Genomic DNA, 25,049 nt, shown 5'->3' with positions numbered 1-25,049 from the left:
GCTCAGCCGGCGAGCGCCTCCCGTAGTGCGTCGTACGCGGGCGTCGGGCTGCCGTCGTCGAAGAGCAGGTCGTGTCCCTGCTGCAGGCGGCCGTCCTCGTCGGTGAACCAGTCGTACCGGTCGTCGACGCCCCACGTCGTGTACGAGACGCAGGCCTCGGAGCGGAGGCACGTCGCCAGGATCGTGGCGTACTGCTCGGCCTGGGCGTCCTGGCCCTCGCTGTCGGTGACGTCGTTCTCGGAGATCCGGACGAGCAGACCGGCGTCGGCGAACCGTTCGAGCGTCGTGGTGAGGTCGTCGGCCGACACGGTGTCGGTGTCGAGGTCGTAGACGTGCGCCTGCAGACCGACACCGGCGATGTGCCCGCCCTGCGCGTTCGTGTCGAGCGCGAGTCGGCGGAGGGCGTCCTGGCGGGGCCCGGGCACGTCGGCCCCGTTCTCGTTGATGAACTGCCGGACGTCCGGGTCCGCGTCGTGCACCGCCTTCGACACGACCACCGGGTAGGAGGCACCGAACACCCGGTACCAGACGTTCTCCTGCAGGTCGGTCCCCTGGTCGACGTCGAACGGCTCGTTCACCACGTCGAGCGAGTCGAGCCGGCCCCGGAAGTGGGTGACCACCGTCCGCACGTAGTCGAGCAGGGCGTCCGCACTGGCACGACGGTCCTCCGCGGAGTCGGTGGGGAGGTCCCGCATCCACCGCGGCATCGCCTCCGTGAAGGCGATGGTGTGGCCGTGCACCGAGATGTCCTCGCTCGCCGCGAGGTCGAGCAGGGCGTCCGCCTCCTCGAACGTGTACACGCCCTGGCGCGGAGCGAGCGCCTGCGGCTTCATCGCGTTCTCCGGGGTCAGGGCCCCGAAGTTCCCCACGAAGTGGCGCGCGTACTGCCGGTCCGCGGCGAGCGGCCCGAGCGCCACCGCCGCACCGATCCGGAAGCCCGGCCGCACCCGTGCCGCGAGCGACTGGAGTCCGTCCGGAGACCGGTCCGCGTCCGCGGCGACGGGCCCCTCGACGGCCAGGGAGTCCCCCGCCGGCGCCGCAGCGGTGAGCGAGGACACCGTGAACGATCCCTCGTCGCTCGACAACCCCAGCCAGAGCTCGCCCGAGTCGAACGCGTCCCCGAGCGGCAGCGAGATCACGGTGTCGCCACCGCTCGTCACCGCGAGGTCGTCGCCGGAACGCTGCACGGTCAGTTCCGCCTCGGGGTCGTCCACCCGCACGTGCTCGTCGTGTGCCGGCCGAGGATGTGCCGCGTCGCGCTGCGGCGAGCCGTCGAAGACCGCGACCTCGAGGTCGTCCCCACGGAGCCTGAGGTGGATGCCGGCCGGTTCGATGCGGAACTCGTCCGCGATGACCGGCGGGCTGTCGAACACGGCCAGGGTCGCGTCGGCGATCACGTCCCGCAGCGTCGTGCTGAGCGAGAAGTCCCCGTCGGCCGACAGGTGTGCGCCGAAGAGGTTCACGGGCGGATCCGGCTGCCCTCCGCCGCCGTCCTGCTCGACGATCCGGCGGGCGGTCTGCGTCACCCGGAGCGCGTCGCCGTCGGGGGCGATGCCGGGCACGTGCTGCCAGTCCTGGTGCAGGAGGTCGACGACCGTGTCCCGCTCGACCGGCTGTGGCGTCGTACTGCAGCCCGTCAGGAGGAGCGCGACGGCGACCAGCCCACCGGCCGACCAGCTCCGGCTCCGCTGTCCCGCGGGGCGTCGTCGGGACCCCGACCGTGGTCGGTCGTCGGGCGCGGTCCGCATGCTCGGAGACTACGGGACGGGGAGCGTCCTACGCTTGCGGCATGGGGACCTGGAGCGCCGAGCCGATCGGCAACGATGCAGCCGCCGACTTCGTCGCAGAACTCGACGGCGAGCGACGGTGGACGGTCGTCAAGGCCGCCTTCTCGACCGCGGCGAAGCTCGGCGACACCCTCGACAGCGACACCGCTGCCACAGCCATCGCAGCGGCGGAGGTCGTCGCCCACGGGCTCGGTCGTCCCACGCAGACCGACGCCTACACCGAGAGCATCAAGCGGATCGTCGGCCGCGCGCGCAGACCGAGTCGCCGTCTTGCGGACCGAGCGATCCAGGCGGTGCACGACGCTGCGCGTCCAGACGGGGAGCTCGCCGAACTGTGGGCCGAGACCGAGTCGAGCGACTGGCAGGATTCGCTGCGTCGCCTGCTCGCAGCGCTCGAGGAGCGGTGAGCGACGGATTCACCGTCGCGCCGTCGGTCCACCGAACCGGAGCGAACCAGCGGCACACGGCCTGGTCCCCGGGTCAGCCGGTCGATCCCGCAACCAGGCGCGTCGCTGAACGACGTTCGCTTCCCCGTTTGGGCTGATCGCCTGTCACCAGAGCCCGGTGCGTCCGGGGAGAGATCCGCACCAAGAACACTCCCGGGAACGAGAAAACCCCCGCTTGCACGGGGGCTTTCTGTGGCGGGTCATTTGCAGGTCTCGTGGGCCAGCACGGTGGTGCGGATCGAGGGACCCTCGGCGACTGCCTCAGCCTGTGTTTCCCCTGGGTTCACCCTCGTTTTCCCCTCACCGCCCGAAGCCCAGGTCAGAAGGCCTCATGCGATATGTACCCGGGAACTCGCGGTGAACATAAGGACCTCAATGCACCCTCCCGGTTTGCGGCCGAGGCCTTCCAAGTCAGCTCCGGCCACTTGTTCTGCGTCGTGCCAGTGCTCAAGCCACGGCTCCAACCCGGCAACCCATCTGCTGCGCACCGTTGTAGGTGAACGTCTGAACGACGTTCGCTACACATCGGCACGACGACCGAAGGACAGCAGCCGCGCGATGAGGGACTTTCGTTCTACGCCCCGGCGATGGCGCGGCTTCGATATCGGGCGATCCGCCCGACCCAAGGCTCTGAGGCCGAGTCGCGCAATGCCGCGGCCGCTGATAAGAAAATCCCGTCATCGTCGCTGCTCCACTCACTAGAGGGCGAAAAAACCGCAGCCAACATCTTCCGCGCATTCGCTGAGGTTGGATGCACGAACGGAATCGAGTCGTTCTCCGGACCGGCTTCGAGGAGCCGTTGCACGTCCGACGGCGATTCGAGTGGATCCAACCGCTTGCATAGGGCTTGAGCGATCGGGAGAAGATCCGGCACCTCGTCCGAGCGGAGAATCTCATCCGTCACCTCCGGCTGCCGCGACGGCCAAAGAGTCGTGTTGATGTCACTCGCTAACAGCCCCCACTCGACGCTATCGTCGTTCCGTTTCGGAGCTTCCCCCCACCACACGTCCGCCGCCGCTGGCGCGGTCAAAGACCACGCAAGATTATAGCGCCCACGAAGAGCCGAAACTTCGATGATCTCCTCGAACCCTTCCTTGCTCCGCTTCCAGCGGTTCGACGCGATCCTGCTGAAGGTATGACTTTCGAATGCCATGCCGACCTCGTCGTACAGGCGACCGAGTTGCTCCCGCCTCGTCATTTCAGAGTCTCCTTGAGGGTGAAGTTGCCGTAGTCGTCGTAGACGTAGAGGTAGCCGACCTCCGAGTCGAAGGCATTCATATACCGACGCAGCTGAGTGCGCCCCTTACTCAGACCGCTTGGCGTGTTCGGCTTCAGCTCCACCGGCACCGATCCATAGAAGCCGTCCGGTCGATTCGGACCGGATCTCAGCCCCGGCCGCCACTTCGGGTCTAGGGCCGCCTGCTCTTCGATCCAGCGGTCGAAACGGCTGTGCATCGCCCGACCGATGCTGGCGGCCGCACTTTCCCCTCCGACAGCAGGCACCTTCGCAATGTTGGATGCGATGGACTCGGCGCTACCGCTGAGACGACCCGCAGCGAGCACCGTCGACGAAGCAGTTCTGATCTCGCTAGCCGCACCGAAGGTAACGGCTCCAAGAGTTGCGTTGGTCCCGAGCTCCTGAAGGCTCGCCTGACGGTTCTCGAGGACTGCTGCTTCGGAGTTAGTGATGGTGGCACTGACGTACGCTCCCGCGATGACTGCACCGCCTGTGCCGCCAGTAGCCACGGAGACGACGACGATGCCCGCGACAGCTCCGGTGACGTTGCCTGCCTTGTACGACCCGGAGGTGTAGTTGACGTTGTCTTCCCAGCCCCAGTACTTCTGTGCTGCCTGGCGCCCGTAGCGGGTGAGACCGAAGGTGACGCCGTCGAAGAAGCCCGCGGCCGCGTTGTTGAATGCGTCGTCGCTTGTCGCTCGGAGGCCGAGCGGGTCGATGAGGTTCAGCGGATCGTTGTTGGCGTACGGGTACGGGGTCGTCGTGGCGGCACTGCCGGCGACTGGTCCGAGCGGGTCGGTGGCCGTGAAGCGTCCGGTGCTCGGGTCGTAGGCGCGGGCGCCGAGCATGAGCAGCCCGTCGACGCTCAGCGCTCCCCGGTAGCCGAAGCCGCCGGTCGGTGCCTTGGTCCCGGTGCCGTATGCGTCGTAGCTGGTGGATGCAGCACCATCGGTGCCGGGGTTGAGCGCCGACCCGAGGTAGTCCCGGGACAGGTCCGTCGCTGCTGCTCCCGCCGCTGACTGCAGGCGGGTGCTCCCACTTCCGTAGTAGAAGTCGGTCGTCGTTCCATCGGACGTGCTGGTGAGGGGCTGCAGCTGCCCTTGGGTCTCGAACCAGTCGAGGCTCGTCGAGGCGCTTCCGTCCGGGCCGGTGGTGTCGATACCGGTCAGGACGCCGTCGCCGTCGCGCGCGAGGTCAGTGTCCGTCCTGCCGCCTGCGGTTCCCCGGCTGACCTTGGTCGGTGCGGCTGCTCCGTCGTAGGTCAGCTTGAGGCTGCTGCCGTCCGCGTCGTCTTGCGACGCGAGTCGACCGGCGCCGTCGTAGGTGAAGGTGCTGCGGGTGCTGCTGCCGCGGTTGATCTTCGTGAGTTCGTTCGCGGCGTCGTAGACGTAACTATCGGTTGTGCCGGCCTGCACTTTCGTCGCGCGGTTGCCGGCGTCGTCGTAGGTGTAGGTCTGGTCGTCGTCGGTGCCGGGGGCGTCGACGGAGGTCAGCTGGCCTCCGTCGTCGTAGCCGTACCGGGTGTTCTGACCGTCGCGGAGGGTTGAGGTGACCTGCCCAGTGGCCCCTCGGCCGATCTCGGTGGTGACGGTCGGTGCGGTGGTGGTGAGCTGCTCGGTGTACTTCGACAGTTCGCCGTCGAGGTAGGTGAACGTGCGGACGGTGCCGGCTGCGGACCCTTCACGGGTGACGCGGCCGTCCGCGTCGACTGTGTAGTAGACGGCGTTGCCGTGGTTGTCGCTGACTGCGGCGAGGTTGCCGTCGGCGTCACGGCCGTAGGAGAGGACGGTGCCGTCGGGGTAGGTGATGGTGGCGGGGCGTCCGTCACCGTCGTAGGTGAAGTTGAACGTGTGGCCGTTGGGGTTGTCGAGCTTGGTGAGTCGGGCGTCGGCGTCGTAGAGGTACTTCGTCGTGCCGGTGGCGTCGGTCATGGACGTCCGCTGCCCGGTGACGTTGTACGCCCAGGTCGTCTTCGCACCCGACGGATCAGTGCGCTCGAGGAGCAGCCCGGTCGCGTCGTAGCCGAAGCTCGTCGCCTTCCCGTCCGGGTCCGTCTCCTTGAGGACGTTGCCGGCAGCGTCGTACGTGTACGTGGTAGCGCGGCCCAGCGGGTCGGTCTTCTTGGTCAGCTGCCCGGCGGCGTCGTACGTGTAGCTGGTGTCGCCACCTCGCGGGTCGGTCTGCTTCGTCAGCTGCCCGGAGGCGTCGTAGGCGTACGTGGTGGTGTCGCCGTTGGCGTCGGTGGCGGTGTGCAGGCGCCCGGCGGTGTCGTAGGTGAAGGAGGACTTCGCTCCGTTCGCGTCGGTGCGGGTGAGCACCTTACCGGCGGGGCTGTAGGTCGTCTTCGTGGTCCCACGGCCGGGCGTGGTGACGCTGGTGGTGTTGCCGTCCGCGTCGTAGCCGTAGGTGGTGACGAGGCCTGTCGGGCTGGTCGCGGTCGAGACCTGCCCGGCTGCGTTGTACGCGTATGCCCAGGTGTGTCCGCCGGCCTTTTCCACCGAGGTGTTCCGGCCAGCGTCGTCGTAGCCGTAGTGGGTGGTGAAGCCCATGGGGTCAGTGGAGGCGGTGAGGAGTCCTGCCGCGGAGTAGGTCGCGGTGGAGGTGAATCCGAGCGGGTCGCGGACGCTGGTCTGGTTGCCGACAGCGTCGTACTGGGAGGCGGTCACGGTGCCGTCAGCTGCGATGGCTCGGGTCTGGTTGCCCAGGCTGTCGTAGCCGTACCGGGTCATTGCGCCGTTGGCGTCGGTGGAGGAGATGACGTTCCCGGCGGCGTCGTACTGCTGGGACGTGCTCTGCGCACCGGTTGCGGTAAGTGTGGCGCGGCCGTTGGCGTCGTAGGTGTAGCTGGTGGACTGCGTCCCGGTCGTGCTCTTGGCAACGCGGCCGAAGTCGTCGTAGCTGTAGTTCGTGGCGGTGCCGGCGGGGTCGGTAACGGTGGTGAGGTCGCCTGCTGTGTCGTACGCGTACTTCGTCTTGCCGCCGTCGGCCGCGGTGGCGATGCTCAGCCGGCCGGCGTTGTCGTAGGTGTAGGCGGTGGTCGCGCCGTCGGGGTCCGTGGTCGAGGCAACGCGGCCTGCGGCGGTGTAGGAGGTGACCGTCACACCGCCGCTGGGCGCGGTCGCCTTGGTCTGGCGGCCGGCGGCGTCGTACTCGTACTTCGTCACCCGATTGCCCGGAGCGGTGACGACAGTGGTGTTCCCGGCTGCGTCGTAGGTGTAGCTGGTGGTGTCGCCCGTGGGCGTGGTGATGGATGCAACCTTCCCGCTGGCGGTGTAGGTGTACCGGCTGGTCTTGCCGTCGGCGTCGGTGCTGCTGGTCAGCTGCGACCCGCTGACCGCGAACGAGGCCTTAGAGCCGTCGGGCATGGTGGCACCGGTCGGGATGGTCGACGTCCCGTAGGTGTACGCGACGGTCTTGCCGTCCTTCGTGACCTTGGTCGTCCGGCCGCGGCTGTCGTGCTCGTAGGTCGTCGTGACGCCGTCGGTCGTCTGCGACTGCAGCTGCCCGTCTGCGGTGTAGGTGGAGTCGGACTCCACGCCGGCGCGGTCGGTCGTCTTCGACGGGTTGCCGTTGGCGTCGTACGCCACCATCGACGTCGTGCCGTCGGCGGAGGTCGTGGAGAGCAGTCGACCGTCGGCGTTGAACGTGTAGTGCATGGAGGCCGATTTGTCGGCAGTTGTGACGTCCGTGGTGCCGTTGGCGGTGTCGTACGCGAACTGCTCGGTGGGGCTGCCTGGTCGGGCCTGTTCGATGACGCGGCCGTTCGCGTCGTAGCGGTTTGTGACGAGGAGGGTGCTGTCCGCGTCGGTGATGGTGGTGAGGCGTCCGTTGGAGTCAGCACCGAAGCGCTTCGTCTTCCCGGCGGGATCCGTGATCGCGGAGAGCGAGGCGCCGTTGTAGGTGAAGGTCGCGGAGCGCTTGTCGGCGGTCGTCGCGCGGGTGATGTGCGAGCCGGCCCACGTCAGTGTGATGGTCTGCGCGTGGTTGTCACCGGTGATGGTGGTCACCTGGTTACTGGAGTTCCGAGCAAGCGTGACGGTGTGAGCATTCTGATCGTGCAACGCGGTGATCCGGCCGGCCGTGTCGAAGGTCTCGCCGCTGCCGTCCTTCCGCGTCGTCGCCCATCCCGTGCTGGAGCGGGTCAGCTGCGCGACTGCTGCGGACGGCGCTGCGAACGTCCCGTCGGAGCGTCGCGTGTACTTCAGCGTCGATCCGTCGGGCCAGCGGACGGTGGCGTCGCCGTTGCTGGCGCTGGTGACCGCTTCTTGCAGCATGGACGACCAGCCGGTGCCGAACGGACCGGCGCGAGTGTCCATCGAGTTGTAGGTCATCGACACGGACGGCGCCCAGACACTCGAGTAGGCGAGCGGTGCTTCGTCGTCGGTGTAGTTGCCGGTCGCGACGTTGACCGGGTCGTCCGAGAAGCCGCTCCAGGTCGGATGACCGAACAGCGAATCCACGGACGCGGTGACCTTCTGGCCGGGGTCCCCGCTGGAGCCGCCCTTGAACGGGGCGACGGTCATGTTCGCCGTGGTCGGGTTGCCGGAGTTGATGCTCGGGCTGAACTCCGCGACGTCGTCGAATGCGAAGCCGTACGCATTGCCGTTCGCTTCGGCGAGGTGCATGGCCTTGGAGTACAGGTTCGAGTCGACGCCGGGGCCGTAGAAGTCCGCCGCGTTGTGGGTGGCCTGGGTGTCGGAGCCCTGGTGGCTGCTCGTGGAGAGGGTGCCGCGGTTCAGCGCGGCGCAGATGCGAGCACCGATCGCGAGCGCTGCGGTCTCGTTGGGCTGACCGGCAGGCTGAACGGACTTCTCGCACGCGAAGATGTCGGTGGTGCTGGGCGGGCTGAAGCGGCCCACGACGGCGCCGGTCTTGTCCTTGAAGGTGAACGTCGAACCGCTGACGCGGCCGGTGAAGTCCCCCAGCGCAGTCGTCACGGTCAGGTCATGGCTGGTGTAGTAGCTCCAGGCCGCGCCCACGTACTTGTCGAAGTACCCGGCGGAGATCGACCCCTGCTCGACTCCGTGGATCGGCGCCATAGCCCGGACGGGGAGCTTGCTGCCGTCGCGGTACTGGATGAGGTCACCCCACCCGTAGCTCTTCAACGCCTGGAAGATCTTGTTGCGACCACCCGCGACGAGGCGGCCCTGCGTCTCGTTCGAGCCGTCGGCGTTGTGCACGCTCACCGAGATCGGCACGCTGAACATGTCGACCATCGTCGTGTTGATGAAGATGTTGCCGCCGTCGCGTGCGAACTCGACCCAGTCGTAGATGGTGCCGTGGTTGGGGTCGCTGGCGACCCAACCGGCGGGCTCGACGAGTCCATCCGGGGTGAGGAAGAAGTTCAGCTTGTCGTGGAACGACATGTAGATCCGACCCGCGACGAGCCCCTGACGGAGCTGGATCGTGCTCGTCCCACCGCTTCGCGGCCCCGGGATCGACGTGTCGGGTGCAGCGGGGGGCGGCGTCCCGTCCGGAACGGAGCTCGGGAGGTCGAACGCATGCCAGGTGCCGGCCTGGTCGACGTAGCCCTGCTTGTTCGATGCCTGATCGCGCGCCATCACGTACACGTACGTGGCGTCGCTCAACCCTGAGTTGTTCGTGACGGTGAACGGTAGGTTCCCGGCCGCGAACGCGGCTTGCGGTGACAGTGAGAGGCTTGTCAGCGCGACGATGAACGCGACGATCAGAGCCAGGACGGTACGCGTGCGCGCGACGGATCGGGACATCGGTTCTCCCCCAGTGGGCGCCGCCTCGGGTAGGAGCGCCGTCAACCGACCGTGCAGCACGATGAGCGAAGTTGCGTGTTACACCAAAGGTCGATCGGGAGAGCTTTGCCAGGTTCTACCCAGGCAGCGCAAGTCGAAATTGGGCAGTGGTCACAGCACTCGACTGGAGGAGCGACGCTACGTCGAACCGTGGCGCTGTTCGCAGGTGAGCCGCCGGCCGAGAGCGGCCCGGTTCATTCGCAAGACATCGTCATGACCCGCTCGCGGTCCTCTTCGATCGCTTTCGCAGCTCAGTCAGCGATCGAGATCGACTCGGGTGACGTCCGCTCGTGGAGCTCAGGAGGAGCGCTCACACGAACTCGTTCCTCGTGGCCTCGGGACGTGCGGCGCTCACCAGTACACAGAAGCCCGGAACACAGAAGAGCCCCCGGCCGAAGCAGGGGGCTCTTCTGTGTTCACGTGGCGGTACCGGTGGGATTTGAACCCATCGCCGCGCCTCCGCACGGACGAGACCGATGGTCGGATCGCTGTGAACACAGGGCTTCCGCCGGCTAATCGAGCCAAGCTGAGCCAGCTTTGGACAGGTCGCGGTGCACCAGATTGCACCACGGGCAAACCTCTACGGCGCTGCCCAGAGGCAAGACACGTTGGTCGTGACGAAGCTCGATCGCCTCGCGCGATCGTTGCGCGACGCGACAGACATTACCGAGGAGCTGACACGCCGGGAGGTCCGGCTGAACATCGGTGGTGCGGTCTACGACCCCACGGACCCGGTGGGCCGGCTGCTGTTCAACGTCCTAGGCATGGTGGCCGAGTTCGAGTCCGACCTGATCCGCGCGCACGCGGGAGGGCATGGCGACGGCGAAGGTCCGCGGCAAAGTGAAGGGCCGGAAGCCCAAGCTCTCCCCCGCTCAGGAGCGGCACCTGGTGGCGCTCCACCGCGCCGGTGACCACTCAATCGCGGAGCTGGTCGAGCTGTTCAAAGTCGGCCGGGCAACGGTGTACCGGGCTCTGGACCGGCACCCCGTGGAGGCGGCCGCCGACCTGACGCTCCCCCGCGTCGACGGCGACTAGTCCTCGGGCGGACACCAGGCGTAGTGCTCGCGCGTGGCGATGAGCCATGCGCGATCGTCGACGAGCTGCGCCGCGATCGTCGAGCGCACGCCGGGCGTGCAGGCGTCGAGCTGACTCGTGATCGAATCGGCTATCTCGCCCCAGTACCGGAGTTCGTTGTAGGTGGTGGTCTGCTCGTCCTGCGGGTACAGCTCGGGAAGGTCGGTCAGGCGTGCCCGGAGCTGCCGCATAGTGGCGGAGAACTGGTCGAAGGTACGCACGACGTCGGCCTCGGTCGAGCGAAGCCCAACCCCGCTCATCAGGTCGAGCATGCCGGCTCCGAAACCTTCGTCGTGGTCCTGCTGGCGCGCGACGTCGACGATGCGCGCCGCGGCCCTCCTCCCCCGCCATGCCTCGTAAACGTCTCGGATGCTGCGTCGAGTCACACGCTCTCCTGCTGATCGGAGTAGTTACGGGAATGCTGGATTAGTAGAGATAGCCGGTGGCCTACCGGTACTCACTGCTCTCGCGGTGAGAACCGGCGGAAACGACACTCAGTGTTTGTTGCGTGAGGGTCCGGGTGGTCGGTGGGCTGGTTCAGCCTCTTGCGTGTGGTGCCCCCCAGGTGGCTGCGACGATGGTGACGTCGTCGAGCCGGTCACCGTCGGTGGCGAGGGCGGCGATGTCCGCGACGATGGTGTTGATGTCGTCCCGGTCGTTGATGAACGCCTGGTACCGGTCAATGGAAGCGGGGTCATCACCGAAGAGGTCGAGTACGCCGTCACTGACACTCACGATACTGTCTCCGGTGAGGAGCTCGGTTTCGGTACTCATCCAGTCGGCGCCAACGCCGAGCGGCAGATGTTTCGAGCGCAGAAACTCGCTGCCGCCCGTGTGCCGACGCAGCAGCGTGAGCCCGTGCCCCGCGTCGACCCAGCGGAGTGTGCCGTTGGCGCTGATACGGGCATGGAAGCAGGTCGTGAACTGTGCGCTCAGCATCGTCATGTTGCCGGTGCTGAGGCCGATGGAGGTTGATTGGAACGCGGCGGCGGGGTCGGGGATGTGGAGATTGCTGCGGATCACGGTTCGGACTGCTGTGGCGATCATGCCGGCGCCGACGCCTTTACCCATCACGTCACCGAGGATGAGCGCGGTGCCGCCGTCCGGGGTTGGATACCAGTCGTAGAAGTCACCACCGACGGTGCGCGCCGGCACGCAGGCTCCCGCGACGTGGACAGCCGGTGGTAGAGCGGACCCGTCAAGGGGCTGCAGTGACTGCTGCACCAACGCTCCTTGCGTAATCTCGTCCTCGGCAAGCTGGTGAGAGCGTTGGGAGGCGGTGAGTTGCAGCAGTGAGCGGCGGGACAGCTCGTTGACGACCGCGGCCGCCGCTCCGAACACTGTGACGGTGACCAGAAGCCGGACAAGCTCACTGACCGGCAGCGGATTCCCCGGGGCCAGCGCGAGCGGCATGAGCAACGTGACGCACGTCGCGATCAGGGGAACCCCGACGCGCCACCGTCCTCGGCCAGCGGCGATCCAGATCAGGGGCAGCACGATGATGCCAAGAAACACCGACCGGCTCTGCCCCGTACCGAACCGCAGCAGCCCGACGGCAACAAAATCCGCCAGCGGCACCACGATCTCGAGCCGCGTCAGCTGGGTCCACCGAGTCATCGTGGCAGTGACCAGCAACAGCAGCACGGCGAGAAGAACGCCAGCCCACATGGACGTCACGTCACTGACCAGCAGCCACGCGGGCAGGGCCGAGCTCGCTGCCGCAGCTGCCGTGATCAGGACGGTAACCAGGGCCTGCTTCGCGAGCGGCTCCCACCCAGCGCGAAGCCTCGGCACCACAATCGAACCGTTGTCGGATACCCGAACACGGTCCCGTGCTGGTGCCTTTGTCATCACTCCATAGTCAACCCAATCCGGCGCGCAGCACCTGACCCACGAAGGGGGGGGTAGCACAGCAGGATGTTGCGACAGGCCCGGCGCGTCTCACACCGGCTGCGAAAAATACCCGACGGGCGTCCCGCACCGCCTTCGCTCTACAAGGCGGCCAATTGCTGAAGATGGGCTCGTAGAGCAGCGAGACCATCACGGACACGCGTTTTCGCAGTCCCCACGGTGGTGCCAAGCTCGAAGGCAACTTCTGGTGTGTTGCGTTCTCCGAGGTAGCGCAGCAGCACCGCGGAACGCTGTTTCTCGGTCAGTGCCGCCAACGCGTCACGGAGCTGAGCTCTCGAGAACAGCACCTCGAGGTGCTCGATACCGTCCTTGAGACTGTGGTACTCACGCAGCCCGGCTCGAAGGTCGCGGCTTCGGGCAGCTTCAAGGCTGCGGATTCGGTCGATAGCTCGTCGATGCGCGATCGTGCGCAGCCACGACTGCACGACGGCCCGGGTGGGATCGAATCGGTCAGGATGACGCCACCACTCCAGGAACGCCTCGTGCACCACATCTTCGGCGAGGTGCCGGTCGATGATGATCGTCGTAATGAACGCGCGCAGCCCTGCCGCGTGCTGCCGATACGCGGCAGTGAAAACCTCCGAGACAGCACGAACGTGCTCATGCGGTTGATGCATGCGGAGCCCCCTGACGGTGCCCTACCACCTTGAGCGAGCCGCATAGACCATGGTTCCCCTAGTCCAGGGTTCGCACGACAACACCTGCAAGATGCCCTGCACAATGTTCGGCGGTGCTGCCGGGTCCTGGTTCCGGCAGCACCGCCGCGGCATCACGCGGCTGGTGACACCTGGCCCAGGAGCTTGCTCAAACCGGGTTGCCCGACACCGTACGCCCGGAGCCGCAGGTGCGGCTAGACCCCGAGACGAACAGTGACGGTCACCGCATCAAGAGGTGAGGAACGCGAAGCGTTCGGGCCACCCCGCGTCCCCCACCCCAGAACGCTCCGCTCCAAGCCTCACTCCGCCTGAGCGGTGATGCCTGCACCAATAGCGGGTCTCGACTAGACGACGCCGCCTCCACCGCGGAGACCGAACGGTACGACCTAAAGGAGAGCGGTACTCACGTCGCTTTGAATCGTCGAGTGCTCGATCTCGACCCGACGGGGAACGCTGCTCGTCGCACGATGCGCCGGAACCTGCGGAACGCCGGCCTCTGCGGGGCCGGCGTTCCCGGGTACTAGAACAGACCCGAACTGCTCCAGCGCTACATACCTTTCCGGATCAGGTTTGTACGCACAAGCCCCCTCAAAGGGAGACACGGCCCATCACACGGTGTGCCCGCATACTGGGTGTGCTTCGGCTGGTTACCGAAGTAGAGCTGCGACGTGTGACCTGATCAGCTCGGAGCGGCTCGGGTGGTGTCCGCGGTCGCCTTCCCGTACCGCGGGCGCCACCCTTCCCGGCCGCAGCTCCCCTACCGGGTGCCTGCGACGGGGATATCCCAGTAACGGGGCTGCTCGTACTGCTCCGACCAGCCACGCCGCATCCGAGTCGCGGCCCGGTCAAACTCGTTCACCACATCCGTGTCAGCCGTCAGCAGCGCCTGCAGGCGAAGGCCGTCGTAGAGGGCCAGAAGCTGCTTCGCACCCCGGACCGGATCCATCGTCGCCGGTTCCCGCCCGTCCCGCACGTCGACCACGAGGCCCTCGTGGATTGCCTCGCGGAACCGTCGGTACGCGGACCGGTAGTAGTCCGCCCCATCCAACGACGGGTCACTGGCCGAGGCGAGGCTGTACGCCAGCAGCTCCATCAGCGCCGGTTCTTCCGCATGCGCTGCCATCAGCGCGTGCAAGTACGCGACCGTGCCCTTCTCCGCGATCAGGGGCACCAGCGGTGCCGAGATCGCCTCCGTCCACCGCTCCACCGTCGCCGCCAGCAACGCACGATCCGACGGGAAGAACTGCCGCACCGCCTCCACCGTCATACCCGCGTGCTCAGCCGCGACGTCGAGGGTGAACCGGGTGACACCGCCATCGTGCAACGCCGTGATCGCACCATTGACCGCACGCGTCCGAGGACCCTCTTCCTCGGCGGCAGTCTGGCTCGTCAACGGCGCCAGGGGATGCTTCCGGAACCACTCCAGCAGCCCCCGGGCGCGGGTGAGCCCTGCAGCTGGGTCGAGCAGCCGCCCGTCCGTGAAAAGGTCACTGAAGCCTGGGACATGCCGCATGAGCGGGTCCAGGGGTTGGAAGGCCATCGACCAGTCCGGGAACGACCGCTGCGCCACGGTCTCGTCCGCCAGGACCCGCACGTTCGTGTGCCGCGGGTCGATGCGGACCTGCTCGAACCGGGCCCCGACAACCTCGTCGTCGCCCTCGAGGATCCCGAGGCAGTTATCGCCCTTGTGCGCCAGGATGCCCGTCACCCGGAGCGCGGTGTTCTTCTCCCGCCCCACCGCGAGGATCTGCGCAAGTTCGGTGTCCGTGATCGGACGGGTCTGGGTGCTGGTGTACACGATCGAACGCATCGGTTCTGGTCTCCCTGTTGTTGCCGGAACACTGCACGTTCGAGTGAAGACTCCGTCAGCATCTGACGCAACCCCACATTCGGGCAGACGACGGCGATCGCTACGCGAGCCTGACGGGAGCCAAGCAGGCACGAGGGTTGAGTGAGATGCGTAGGCGATGGTCATTGGTTCGGGTCCAGGACCACCGCCCACGCGCTACGACGCCGTCGGGGGTCGACGCTCAAGGTCATGACGAGGCCAGCCCGGGAACAGGGAGCCGGGCACCCGCAGCTAGGGACCACGGGGGAAGCGAAGAAACGCTACGCTGCCGTCCCTTCGGATATACAGCACTCCTCCGACTACGACGTCGACTCAGTGAATGGAGTGCGTGCCGCCGCTCCAACTCATACTTGCGAGAAGCTGGCGAGCCCAGCGGCAGGTGCCTACATCGTCGACGCTGAGACTCGTGCTGTCCTACGCGACGGCGGTGCCCGCGCTCCATTGTGTGCTGACACCGCTGCCGACTCCACCGCTGCGGACAATGCCACCGGAAACCCAAAATGCTCTCGTACCGAATTCGGCAGCATCGAATGTCCTTTTAGCCTGAAGCGGAATCCCAACTATTCAGATTGTTGATAGCGGGTCGCTTGAGGTACACCTCCGTGCGCCGCATCCGCGAGTGTTGCTGAATAAGGCACTGATGGTGGGTTGGCCACGGCCATGGCGGCTAGTACTTCACCTGAATCTTACAGCGTGGCCGGCTGCTACGCCCGGTCGTTTGACAAATCCGCCCGAAGCGCCGGAGCGTGCCATTACGAATCTTACTTCCATGCGTCTCATGAATCTCGGATAGATGTAGAATGGAACGTCTTTATGTTCGCACCCTCCGAGGGGCGGGGGTGGGGCCGGTCCTGAACCTGATCCAATCGGGACCGACCCCATTTGTCGGAAGGCACCGACCCGATCGGTGCGTCAAGTACCTGAACGACAGCCAAGACGGGGACGACCCTGTCGTGGGAACCTGTTCCGACATATCCGCCGGGGAGGGTTACTTCGGCGATACACCTACGCTGCCGTACGTCTATTCGTCGCGGCAAGAGACATCTTGCGACGCAGCGACACTATGCGGCACTGGCCGTCGTGGGACAACCGGGAAATCATCCGCGGCGTAGATCCTCTGCCGGAGGATGTCCGTGTTGTGCTGCGTACGCTGCTGCGAACCGGCCTGCATTGGTGAAACCCCATCGAGCGGCGACAACGCGGACGGTTGTCGGCGCTCCTGAGTGTGAATGCCGGAGATCCTCCCGTGCGCGACGTAATCGTTCGGTACGGATCACGTCTAACGGACGTTGCCCGAGCTTGGCCGCGAACGCTCGCTGCAGCGCACGAACAGACACCCCGGCAGCAGCGGCCACCGTCGGAATTGGTAGGTCCTCGGCGGCATGCTCGCGGGTGTACTCGACGGCGACCTTGACCGCTCGGCGCCCCCCGGCAGGATGCACAGGCGCATCAACCGGCGACTGAGATCGATCAGCGAACGCCTCAACGAACGCCGCCGTGAGGAGGCCGAACACAGCATTCCGCGAAAGTGGAGCGTCGATGAATGTTGCCGAACCGGCATATGCCTGTGCGTGCCGGGAAACGGCCTTCCAGCGCTGGAGCGCTGCTTGGCGTGGCGCTGATCGCAGCCGCAGCAGTCGTACCGGTAGCAACCCCCATCCCGCGAGGACGTCGTCGACTGCTGCGATATCCAGGATCGTGTGCCGCAGCCGCACATCGCGCCACATCAGACGTTTCCGTCGGAGCGGAAAAAGGAATGGTGTCGCGTCGCTTCGTTCCCATCGCGACGAGCCCGCCTGGACCATTTGCGAGCCACCCGAATCGAGACTTACGACAACAAGGAATGGCAGCACATCCGACTCGCATACCAGGCGCCCATTCAACATTGTCTCCGCGACCGCGAACCGTGTGTCCCGGACGATACGCTGGCGGTACGACACACTCCCGTCCACATGCAACAGCTTTGATCCGTATGCAGCATGCATCGCCGCAGCGACGCCCTCCCCGTGGTTTTCTGATACCGCAGCACAAGTACCTTCCCCGAAGAACAACAACACTCCCTCAACTCACTGGTGGCGTCGAACACGGTAATACATCTGCCGGGCCACGGTTCGCGCCTAAGTTGCGAATGTCCGTACGGCGCGGTTCGTTGGAAAACAATGACGTACTGCATCTGTCCCTGAGCAAGAACAGGGCCTAACAATTGGGATGCACGTCAATCGCTCAGCTCGTTGGCTCGGTGTACTCGCTGCTCCAGCCACTACGCATGCGCGCGACGGCGCGGTCCCACGTGCCGAGGAGGTCCGGTTCGTCCGTCAGCAGGTACTGCAGCTGCAGACCGTCGTACAGCGCGGTGAGCTGTTTCGCCGCGTGCCGGGGGGCCATCGACCTCGGCTCCCGCCCGGCGATCATGTCGCGGCCCAGGAACTGCGCGACGTCCTGCATTAGGTGCGCGTACTGCTCCCGGTACCAGTCGTCCTCCGTGCCGCGGGCGTTGCATGCCACGCTCATCAGGTGCACACGCGCTCGCATCATCGCCGGGTCGAGCTGACTGAGGCGCAGCAGGTGCCGCAGGTACGCCACGGCGCCCCGCGTCTCAGCGATCACGCGTGACTGACGGCGAGCAGCCCCGATCCAGTGCGAGGCGGCTGCGACGACGAGCGACTCCCAGGTGGGGAAGAGCTGCTTCACCCTCCACACCTCCACGTTCGCAGCGCGTGCAACGGAGAAGTAGTCGAGGTTGACGAAGCCGTCTCGTCGGGCTGCCTGGACGGCGCCGACGACGACGCGGCTCCGTTCCGCCTGGTCCCCCGCCTCCGCGGCTGATCTGACGTCGGTCACGGACGTCGCCCGGTGGTGGGCAGCCTCAAACGTGGCCTGGCCTGAACCGTCGCGTGCCAGTCGAACGGGTCCTCGCATGCGGCGGACCCGCGGCGCTCGGACCAGCCTGCGCGGACACCGGTCACTGCACGATCGAACGCATCGGCAATGTCCAGTCCTGGTTCGAGGAGCGCCTGAAGACGCAGCCCGTCGTACAACGCAAGGAGTTGCCGGGCACCCTCGTCAGGATCCAGCGCCGCGGGCTCGCGCCCGCGACGAATGTCGTCCTCGAGAGCCGTGCGCACCGTCCCCTTGAAGCTTGAGTACATCGTCCTGAAGAGCTCTCCGCCAGGCTGCGTCAGGCTGGTGCTTGCGCTGAGGGTACTCGCCACGAGCCGCATCAGGGCTGGGTGCTCCGCATGGGCGCGGACGAGGGCGCGGAGGTAGGCGACCACACCGAGTTCCGCGGCGATCGGCCACAACGGCGCGGACAACGCTCCCGCCCACCGCTGGATCGTCGCACCCGTCAGGTCCGCCCTGGTCGGGAACAGTGCAAGGAGGTCGTCCACACTGATGCTGGCGACATCGGCGACGAGTTCGACCGAGCAGTCCTCGACGCCAGTCTCGTGCAGCGCCTCGATCGTGGCGTTCAAAATGCGGACCCGCGGCGTCGTGCCGTCGGTGTGGTGCTGAGCGGACAACGGCGCTCGTGGGTGGGCACGGAACCATGCCAGCAGTGCACGCCCGTGGCGGGCGGAAAGCTCCGGGTCGGTGTCGTGCGGTGTGGTGACCGCGGCGGCGACGTCCCCCGCGCTGTGCAGCAGCGGGTCTTCCTGCTGGTGTGCCGCAGCCCAGCCGGGAAACAGCCGGTGCTGGACGGTCTCCCTGCACAGTTCCCGGACGACGCCGTACCGAGGCTCCGCACCGATCTGCCGAAACCTGTCCGCGACGGCGCCCTCATCGCCCTCGATGAGGCCGACATAATGACCGTCGTGGCGTGCCAGGACTCCCGTGATGCCAGCCGAAGCGTTCCCGCGTCCCAGAGCAGCCAGGAGGACCGCGAACCGCCCGTCCGTCAACGGTGGGGGCGATTCCATCACGAACGCAAGTACCTGCATGGCGGCTCCCCTGATCGCACGTTGAACGAGATGCCCACACGGTGACACTTCCCGCCCCTCAACGCCAATCGCGAACGGGGGGGTGACGCCCTCCGACGCACACGTCCTCGGCACACGCAGATGCCCCGCCGACAAGTAGTCGGCGGGGCATCTTGGTTGAGCCGTTTGGTCAGCGCTTGATGGCGTCGATCTTGAGCATCTTGGCGATGACCGAGTCGAGTTCGCTGTCGTCGAAGACCTGCTTCCAGTCCTCCTTGATGAGCTTCTCGCGTCCGTAACCCATCGCGATGTGGCAGGCGTCCGAGAAGGGGTTCGAACCGCGCAGGCCGTTCGTCAGGGCGATCCAGGTGTGGCCGTACAGCATCGCGCGGGCGGCCTCGCGGGGCACGCCGACGCCGGTGACGGTCTCCTCGAGGGCGTCGTTGAGGAAGTCGCCGATCATGCAGGCGATAGTCTCGACGAGGGTGGGCTCGAGGACGGCGAGCTGCTTGACGGTGACCCAGTGCACCTGGATGACCGGCGCGTACATCGTCGTGATCACGGCCTCAGCGATCGCCTTCGCGGCGTCACCCTCGTCGCCGAGCGACTCAGCGGCGTCGAACGCGGCGATGACCTCCTGCGGCGCGGCGATGCCGCCGAAGGTGTCGTCCCACTCCTCCTTAGTGGTGCGCTCGAGGAACACTGACGGGTGGCACGGGTGTGCGACGGCGTAGTGGATGTTCTCGCGCTGCGCGAGCAGGCCGGCGTACGCGGCGGCCGGGTCGAGCGTCAGGATCGTCGCGCCCGGCTTCATGACGGGGACGAGCTGCTCGGAGATGCTGCCGAGCAGGACGTCGGGGACGGCGAGGACGACCACGTCGGCGGCCGCGGCGGCGTCGATGCTGTCGGTGATGGTGCGTCCGAGGTCGCGGATGCGCTCCTGGCCGGCGGGCGATGCCTCGCTGTAGAGCGTCGTGTACTCGCTCTTGGCGAAGTTGTTCGAGACGCGGGTGCCCATCTTGCCGCCCGCCCCGATCACGGCGACGGTGACGTCGGCGGTGCCGGAGCCGGCAGCGACGGTGTGGCTGGTGGTGGCGGTGTCGGTCATGATTCCTTGCTCCTGAGGTACTCGATGGTCTGTTCGGTCCACGCCGCCTCGGTGCGGGTGGTGGTCTGTGCGGGGTCGCCGTCGAACCCGAGGGAAGCGTCCTGCCAGGGCAGCCAGAACTCGATCACGCGGTTGATCCCGCGCCGGTCGGGGTCGATCGCGGTGCGGACGGCGTCGTGGTCGAGGACGCCGGTGCCGATCGGCACGCCCGTGTACTGGAACCCGACCCAGCCCGGCGACCGGGTAAATCCGGAGTCCTTAACGTGCCAGTTCCGGACCCACGGAGCGGTCAGGGCGACGACGTCGGCGGGGTGCTCGAGCCGGGCGACGGTGTTCGCGGGATCGAGGCAGATGCCGAGGGCCGGAGACCCGATCCGTGCGACGACGTCGACGAGGTCCGTGGTGGCGACGACCTCGTACGTCTCGAGCGCGAGCGTCACGCCGGCGGCCTCGTAGGCAGGCAGGACGGCACGGAGTCGGCGCTCGGTCTCGGCCGGGTCCGGCAGGTCGTCCCCCGCGCTCCACATCGACCGCACGAGCGTGGCGCCGAGCCGCTCGGCGACGTGTAGGTACCGGGCGAGGTGGTCGGGGTGCGTGCCGCGGGTCCCGACCTCGAGGGTCAGCCCGAGCTTGTCGGCGAGAGCGCGGACCGCCGCGAGGCGCTCGTCCGAGGCGGTGTCGAGCGGCGCGTGGTCGCAGATCTGGAACAGGTCCACGCCGTCGTGGGCGGCGGCGTTGTGGAGGACGTCGTCGAGCGTCATGGGTGCGGGCACCCGGTCGGACATCCGCCAGGTGTACGCGTAGGTCGAGAGGCCGAGCAGGGACGTCATGCGTGCACCGCCAGGGCCTGTACCTCGTCGAGGATCGTCGCGATCGCGAACGGGTCGTGGGCGAAGCGGCCGAGGAAGAGGCCGCCGATCTGTCCCTGGCCGCGTGTGAGGAGCCCGGGTCCGGCGCTGCCGCCGTAGATCGCGACGCTGCCGGCGAGCTCGGGCCGCGTTGCCAGGTACGCCTCGATCCCGGCGAGCACCGCGACGATGTGCTCGTCCGGCGCGGGCTCGGCCGCTCCGATTGCCCAGACTGGCTCGTACGCCGCGATCACCGGACCGGCGAGTCCGTCCGCCGTCGCGGTCCGGAGGAAACGGTCCAGCTGTGCGGTCACGTCGCGGACCGCGTCCGCACTGGAGGCACGGGTCGCCTCACCGACGCAGATCAGTGGACGCAGGTGGTTTCGGAGAGCGGCGTGCACCTTCCCCGCGACGTCGTCGTCCGACTCGTGGAAGAGGGAGCGCCGCTCGGCGTGCGCGATCTCGACGAGGTCGACGCCGATCTCCGCCAGTTCGCGGCCGGACACCTCGCCGGTGAGGGCCCCCTCGTCCGCCCACGCCAGGTCCTGTGCACCGAGCAGCACGGGGCTGCCGTCGAGCAGCTCCCGCACCGGCACGAGCGCGGGGAACGTCGGGACGACGAAGAGCTCGACCGCGCCGGACCGCACGGCCGGGTGGGAGCGGGCGACGTCGACCACGGCGGCCGTCCACGCGAGCGTCCGGGCGTGCCCGAAGTACATTTTCAGCGACACCCCGATCGTGAGCGGGGCGGCTGCCGTGGACGCGGGCATCAGGCGTCGGTCCCAACCGGGGCGGAGCCGTCGTACGAGCAGATCGCGGCGACCTTCTCAGCGCTCGCGGACGACGGGTCGAACGTGTAGCTGAGCCACTCCTTGGCCATCCGCCGCGCGACCTCGACCCCGACAACCCGCTGCCCCATGCAGAGCACCTGCGCGTCGTTCGACAGGACCGAGCGCTCGACGCTGAACGAGTCGTGCGCCGTGACGGCCCGGATGCCGGGGACCTTGTTGGCCGCGATCGCGACGCCGAGTCCGGTGCCGCAGATCAGGATCGCCCGGTCGGCCTCGCCGTCGGCGACGAGCTTCGCGGCGTCGACGGCGACGTGCGGGTAGGCGGTGTGCCCGTCGGCGTCGACGCCGACGTCCACCACGCTCACCACCCGCGGGTCGGCCTCGAGATCGCGCTTGATCGTTTCCTTGTACGCGAACCCGGCGTCGTCGGAGCCGACGACGAGGCGGAACTGCTGCTCGGGGGTCGCGGTTTCAGACATGCTGCTCTTCCTTCTGCGTGATGAGGGTCGCGAGGACCGCGGCCGTGATGAGTGCGAACGACACGGCGCCCGCGTCCGGCGTGCCGACCGCGTCCTCGCCGTGGGTGCGGGCGCGGCCCTTCCGCGGCAGCAGGGCCGCGGTCGCGTCGGCGGCCTCGCGTGCGGCGGCGGATGCGGCGCCCCATGCGGTCGGCAGGTCGTCGCCCGCGTTGACACGGGCGGTCAGGACGTCGTTGAAGGGGACGAGGGCGTCCACCATCGTCTTGTCGCCGGGCACGGCACCGAAGGCCAGCACCGCCTCGGTGGCGGCGTGCACCGCGCTTGCGACGGTCACCGACGACGGACGTGACTCGTCCCCGACGACGCGCCCCAGCGCCTCCAGGCCGGCGCCCCAGATCGCACCGGACGTCCCACCGGCCTTATCCGACCACGCGTCCCCTGCGATCACGAGGACGGACCCTGCACCGGCGCCTCGGCCCGCAGCGTCCTGCGCGGCGGTGTCCGCGGCGGTCGACCCGCGCTGCATACCGATACCGTGGTCGCCGTCCCCGGCGACCGCGTCGATGCGGCCGAGCTCGTCGACGTGCTCGTCGACGATCTGGCGGATCGCGGAAATCGCAGCAGCGACGTGGACAGCGCTGTCGCGGGACTCCTCGGTGCCCGGCGTGACCGGTACGACGGTGCCCTGCTCGAGGACGTCGGTGGGCACGGGCTCCTGCGCGACGGCGCCGCCCTTCCGGTACGCGGGGCTGTCGGCCGGTGCGGCCCAGAGGGCCTCGAGTTCCTCGTCGAGCCAGAACAGGGTCAGCGAGACCCCTGCCATGTCGAACGATGTGACGAGCTCTCCGACCTCGGGCTCGACGACGACCGCGCCCGCGTTGGTCAGCAGGCGCTGTACAGCACCGAAGACGACGAAGAGCTCCTCGTACTTGACGCTGCCGAGTCCGTTGAGGACCGGCACGACCCGGGCGCCCGCGGCGGTGACGCCCTCCGGTAGCTCGTCGAGCAGCCGTGTCACGAGCAGGTCGGCGAGTCCGGCCGCGGTGGGGACTGCGGCCTCGGCGATGCCGCGCTCACCGTGGATACCCATGCCGATCGCCATGCGTCCCTCGGGGACGGTGAACAGCGGTTCGTCGGCGCCCGGCAGCGAGCAGCCCGAGAACGCGACGCCGAAGGAGCGGGTGCGGTCGTTGGCGCGGGAGGCGATCGCCGTGACGGTGTCGAGGTCGTCACCGCGCTCGGCCGCTGCACCGGCGACCTTGAAGACGCAGAGGTCCCCGGCGATACCGCGTCGTTCGTGCGCATGCTCGGCCGAGGCGGACGCGACGTCGTCGGTCACGCGGACGGTCCGGACGGCGATGCCGGCGTCGGCGAGTGCCCGTGCCGCGGCGTCGAAGTTCAGGACGTCGCCGGCGTAGTTGCCGTAGGACAGCAGGACGCCGCCGCCGTGCTCGGACGCCTTCGCAACCGCGGTCACCTGCTGGGCGGACGGGCTGGCGAACAGGTTACCCATGGCAGCACCGGCGGCGAGACCGTGCCCGACGAGGCCGCCGAACGCCGGGTAGTGGCCGGAGCCGCCACCGACGACGAGCGCGACGGTCCCGGCCGGGCTGGTGGTCGAGCGGGCGACACCGCCGTGCACCCGGCGCACCCACCGGTGGTTCGCGGCGACGAAGCCGTCCACCATCTCGTCGGCGAAGTCCGCGGGGTCGTTGTACAGGCGGGTCATCGCTGCGCCTCCGCAACAGGCGCGTCCGTCGCCGTCGTGGGCACGCCGCCGAAGCCTGTGCCACCGTTTCGTCGGCTGTTGCGGGCGACGATCACCATGAGCAGCGAGGACAGGAGCATGAAGAAGCCGACGAGGAACATCGGGACCTGGAAGCCGCCGGTCGCGTCGGACACCGCGCCGGTGATGTACGGGGCGGCGAAGCCGCCGAGGTTGCCGACCGTGTTGATGAGTGCGACTCCGGCGGCCGCTGCGGCTCCGGAGAGGAACTGCGTCGGCACCGTCCAGAAGTTCGGCAGAGCGGCGAAGATTGCGCAGGCGGTGACCGCGATGACCGCGATCGTGGCAGCCGGGGAGTTCATGTAGAGCGCGACGGGAATCGACAGCCCGCCGACGAGCGCCGGCACGGCGATGTGCCAGACCTTCACGCCGCGGCGGAAGGCGTCTCGCGACCAGAAGTACAGGACGAACGCGGCCGGTACGTACGGGATTGCGGTGATGAGGCCCTTCTGGAACAGGTCGAACTCGGTGCCGAACTGCTCCTGGAAGCCGGCGATGATTGTCGGCAGGAAGAAGCTCAGCGCGTAGAGGCCGTAAATGAAGCCGAAGTACACGCCGGCGAGCATCCACACCCGGCCGGAACCGAACGCGGCCTTGAAGCCGCCCTTCGCGCCGTGCCCGTCGGTCTTGCCCTTGCGGTCGGCGGCGAGTGCACCCTCAAGCCAGTTCCGCTCGTCCGCGTCGAGCCACTTCGCCTGTGACGGCTTGTCCTTGAGCACGAAGAGGCAGAGGACGCCGACGATGATCGCGGGGATCGAGACGCAGAGGAACATGAAGCGCCAGCCCTCGAGCCCGCCGAGCAGCCCCTCGTGCGTCATCAGCCAGCCGGCGAGCGGGGAGCCGATGACGCTCGTCAGCGGCTGGGCCAGGTAGAACAGGGCGAGCATCTTGCCGCGGTGTCGAGCCGGGACCCACGTCGACAGGAACAGGATCGCGCCCGGGAAGAAACCGGCCTCGGCGATGCCGAGCAGGAACCGTAGGCCGACGAGCTGCGGGTAGTTCTGCACCCACGTGAACAGCAGCGAGACGATGCCCCACGTGATCATGATCCGGGCAAGCCAAATGCGGGCACCGAACCGGTGCAGCGCAAGGTTCGACGGCACCTCGAGGAGGATGTACCCGACGAAGAACACCCCCGAGGCGAAGCCGTACTGCGCCGCGGTGAGCGCAAGGTCAGCCTCGAGGCCGTTCGGCGCGGCGAACGAGATCGCGGTTCGGTCGAGGAAGTTGATGAAGAACATCAGCGCCACGAACGGCACGATGCGGATCGAGATCTTGCGGATCGTCGACTTCTCGACGAGCGAGGTCGGAATGCCTCGGGTTGCGGGGATGTCCACGGTGACTCCTGCTCGGGGTGGATGCGCGGCAGCGGTGCCGGATCGCCGGGTCGGG

General features: G+C 67.7%; 17 protein-coding genes and 1 pseudogene. 2 read left to right on the top strand and 16 right to left on the bottom strand.

The features are described 5' to 3' along the window. Positions 1–2: 2 nt before the first annotated feature. Positions 3–1,748, bottom strand: a complete 1,746-nt coding sequence (locus tag H7A69_RS08450) for an endo-1,4-beta-xylanase (protein WP_182046647.1) — start codon at positions 1,746–1,748, stop codon at positions 3–5. A gap of 41 nt (positions 1,749–1,789) precedes the next feature. On the opposite strand from H7A69_RS08450, the gene H7A69_RS08445 reads away from it, so the two are divergent. After that, entirely contained in the window at positions 1,790–2,194 is a 405-nt protein-coding gene (locus H7A69_RS08445; protein WP_182046646.1) for a DUF4259 domain-containing protein, read from the top strand. Between the two features lie 613 nt (positions 2,195–2,807). Here H7A69_RS08445 and H7A69_RS08440 read toward each other — a convergent pair. Further along, entirely contained in the window at positions 2,808–3,431 is a 624-nt protein-coding gene (locus H7A69_RS08440; RefSeq protein WP_182046645.1) for a hypothetical protein, read from the bottom strand. Beyond that, the gene (locus H7A69_RS08435) at positions 3,428–9,199 is read right to left on the bottom strand and encodes a beta-1,3-glucanase family protein (RefSeq protein WP_259346146.1); all 5,772 of its coding nucleotides are present in this window, start codon (positions 9,197–9,199) and stop codon (positions 3,428–3,430) included. The genes H7A69_RS08440 and H7A69_RS08435 overlap by 4 nt, the downstream gene beginning before the upstream one ends. A 626-nt stretch (positions 9,200–9,825) precedes the next feature. On the opposite strand from H7A69_RS08435, the pseudogene H7A69_RS08430 reads away from it, so the two are divergent. Next, positions 9,826–10,273, top strand: a pseudogene (locus tag H7A69_RS08430) (recombinase family protein); the annotation flags it as partial. Here the strand turns inward: H7A69_RS08430 and H7A69_RS08425 are convergent. From H7A69_RS08425 to H7A69_RS08365, 13 genes are all read right to left on the bottom strand, one after another. After that, complete coding sequence (locus H7A69_RS08425) at positions 10,270–10,698, bottom strand: hypothetical protein (RefSeq protein ID WP_182046643.1); 429 nt, start codon at positions 10,696–10,698, stop codon at positions 10,270–10,272. The pseudogene H7A69_RS08430 and the gene H7A69_RS08425 overlap by 4 nt on opposite strands. Positions 10,699–10,849: 151 nt before the next feature. Continuing rightward, positions 10,850–12,163, bottom strand: coding sequence for a PP2C family protein-serine/threonine phosphatase (locus tag H7A69_RS08420; RefSeq protein WP_182046642.1), 1,314 nt, complete (start codon positions 12,161–12,163; stop codon positions 10,850–10,852). A gap of 140 nt (positions 12,164–12,303) precedes the next feature. Beyond that, positions 12,304–12,840: a sigma-70 family RNA polymerase sigma factor gene (locus H7A69_RS08415; RefSeq protein ID WP_182046641.1), complete on the bottom strand. Its 537-nt coding sequence runs from the start codon at positions 12,838–12,840 to the stop codon at positions 12,304–12,306. 796 nt (positions 12,841–13,636) lie between these two features. Next, positions 13,637–14,677 carry a BLUF domain-containing protein gene (locus H7A69_RS08410; RefSeq protein WP_182046640.1) on the bottom strand — a complete coding sequence of 347 codons (1,041 nt, stop codon included), beginning with the start codon at positions 14,675–14,677 and terminating at the stop codon, positions 13,637–13,639. A 1,148-nt stretch (positions 14,678–15,825) separates the two neighbouring features. After that, positions 15,826–16,455 carry a helix-turn-helix transcriptional regulator gene (locus tag H7A69_RS17655; protein WP_411469358.1) on the bottom strand — a complete coding sequence of 210 codons (630 nt, stop codon included), beginning with the start codon at positions 16,453–16,455 and terminating at the stop codon, positions 15,826–15,828. Positions 16,456–16,951: 496 nt separating this feature from the next. Next, complete coding sequence (locus H7A69_RS08400) at positions 16,952–17,569, bottom strand: TetR family transcriptional regulator C-terminal domain-containing protein (protein WP_182046638.1); 618 nt, start codon at positions 17,567–17,569, stop codon at positions 16,952–16,954. Continuing rightward, complete coding sequence (locus tag H7A69_RS08395) at positions 17,566–18,666, bottom strand: BLUF domain-containing protein (RefSeq protein WP_182046637.1); 1,101 nt, start codon at positions 18,664–18,666, stop codon at positions 17,566–17,568. The genes H7A69_RS08400 and H7A69_RS08395 overlap by 4 nt, the downstream gene beginning before the upstream one ends. 169 nt (positions 18,667–18,835) lie before the next feature. Beyond that, the gene (locus H7A69_RS08390; RefSeq protein ID WP_182046636.1) at positions 18,836–19,753 is read right to left on the bottom strand and encodes a phosphogluconate dehydrogenase C-terminal domain-containing protein; all 918 of its coding nucleotides are present in this window, start codon (positions 19,751–19,753) and stop codon (positions 18,836–18,838) included. Further along, on the bottom strand, positions 19,750–20,583 hold the full coding sequence (locus H7A69_RS08385; protein ID WP_182046635.1) for a sugar phosphate isomerase/epimerase family protein: 834 nt from the start codon (positions 20,581–20,583) through the stop codon (positions 19,750–19,752). The genes H7A69_RS08390 and H7A69_RS08385 overlap by 4 nt, the downstream gene beginning before the upstream one ends. Further along, entirely contained in the window at positions 20,580–21,371 is a 792-nt protein-coding gene (locus tag H7A69_RS08380; protein ID WP_182046634.1) for a triose-phosphate isomerase family protein, read from the bottom strand. Before H7A69_RS08380 ends, H7A69_RS08385 begins: the two co-directional genes overlap by 4 nt. Then, the gene (locus H7A69_RS08375; protein ID WP_182046633.1) at positions 21,371–21,871 is read right to left on the bottom strand and encodes a ribose-5-phosphate isomerase; all 501 of its coding nucleotides are present in this window, start codon (positions 21,869–21,871) and stop codon (positions 21,371–21,373) included. Before H7A69_RS08375 ends, H7A69_RS08380 begins: the two co-directional genes overlap by 1 nt. After that, positions 21,864–23,600: a dihydroxyacetone kinase family protein gene (locus tag H7A69_RS08370; protein ID WP_182046632.1), complete on the bottom strand. Its 1,737-nt coding sequence runs from the start codon at positions 23,598–23,600 to the stop codon at positions 21,864–21,866. The genes H7A69_RS08375 and H7A69_RS08370 overlap by 8 nt, the downstream gene beginning before the upstream one ends. Then, positions 23,597–24,994, bottom strand: a complete 1,398-nt coding sequence (locus H7A69_RS08365) for an MFS transporter (RefSeq protein ID WP_259346145.1) — start codon at positions 24,992–24,994, stop codon at positions 23,597–23,599. Before H7A69_RS08365 ends, H7A69_RS08370 begins: the two co-directional genes overlap by 4 nt. Between the last annotated feature and the right edge of the window lie 55 nt (positions 24,995–25,049).

Source organism: Curtobacterium sp. ME26 (assembly GCF_903970945.1).
GTDB classification, from domain to species: Bacteria; Actinomycetota; Actinomycetes; order Actinomycetales; family Microbacteriaceae; genus Curtobacterium; species Curtobacterium citri.
The sequence above is the reverse complement of the archived record's forward strand: the minus strand, read 5'-3'. Positions and strand labels throughout refer to the sequence as shown.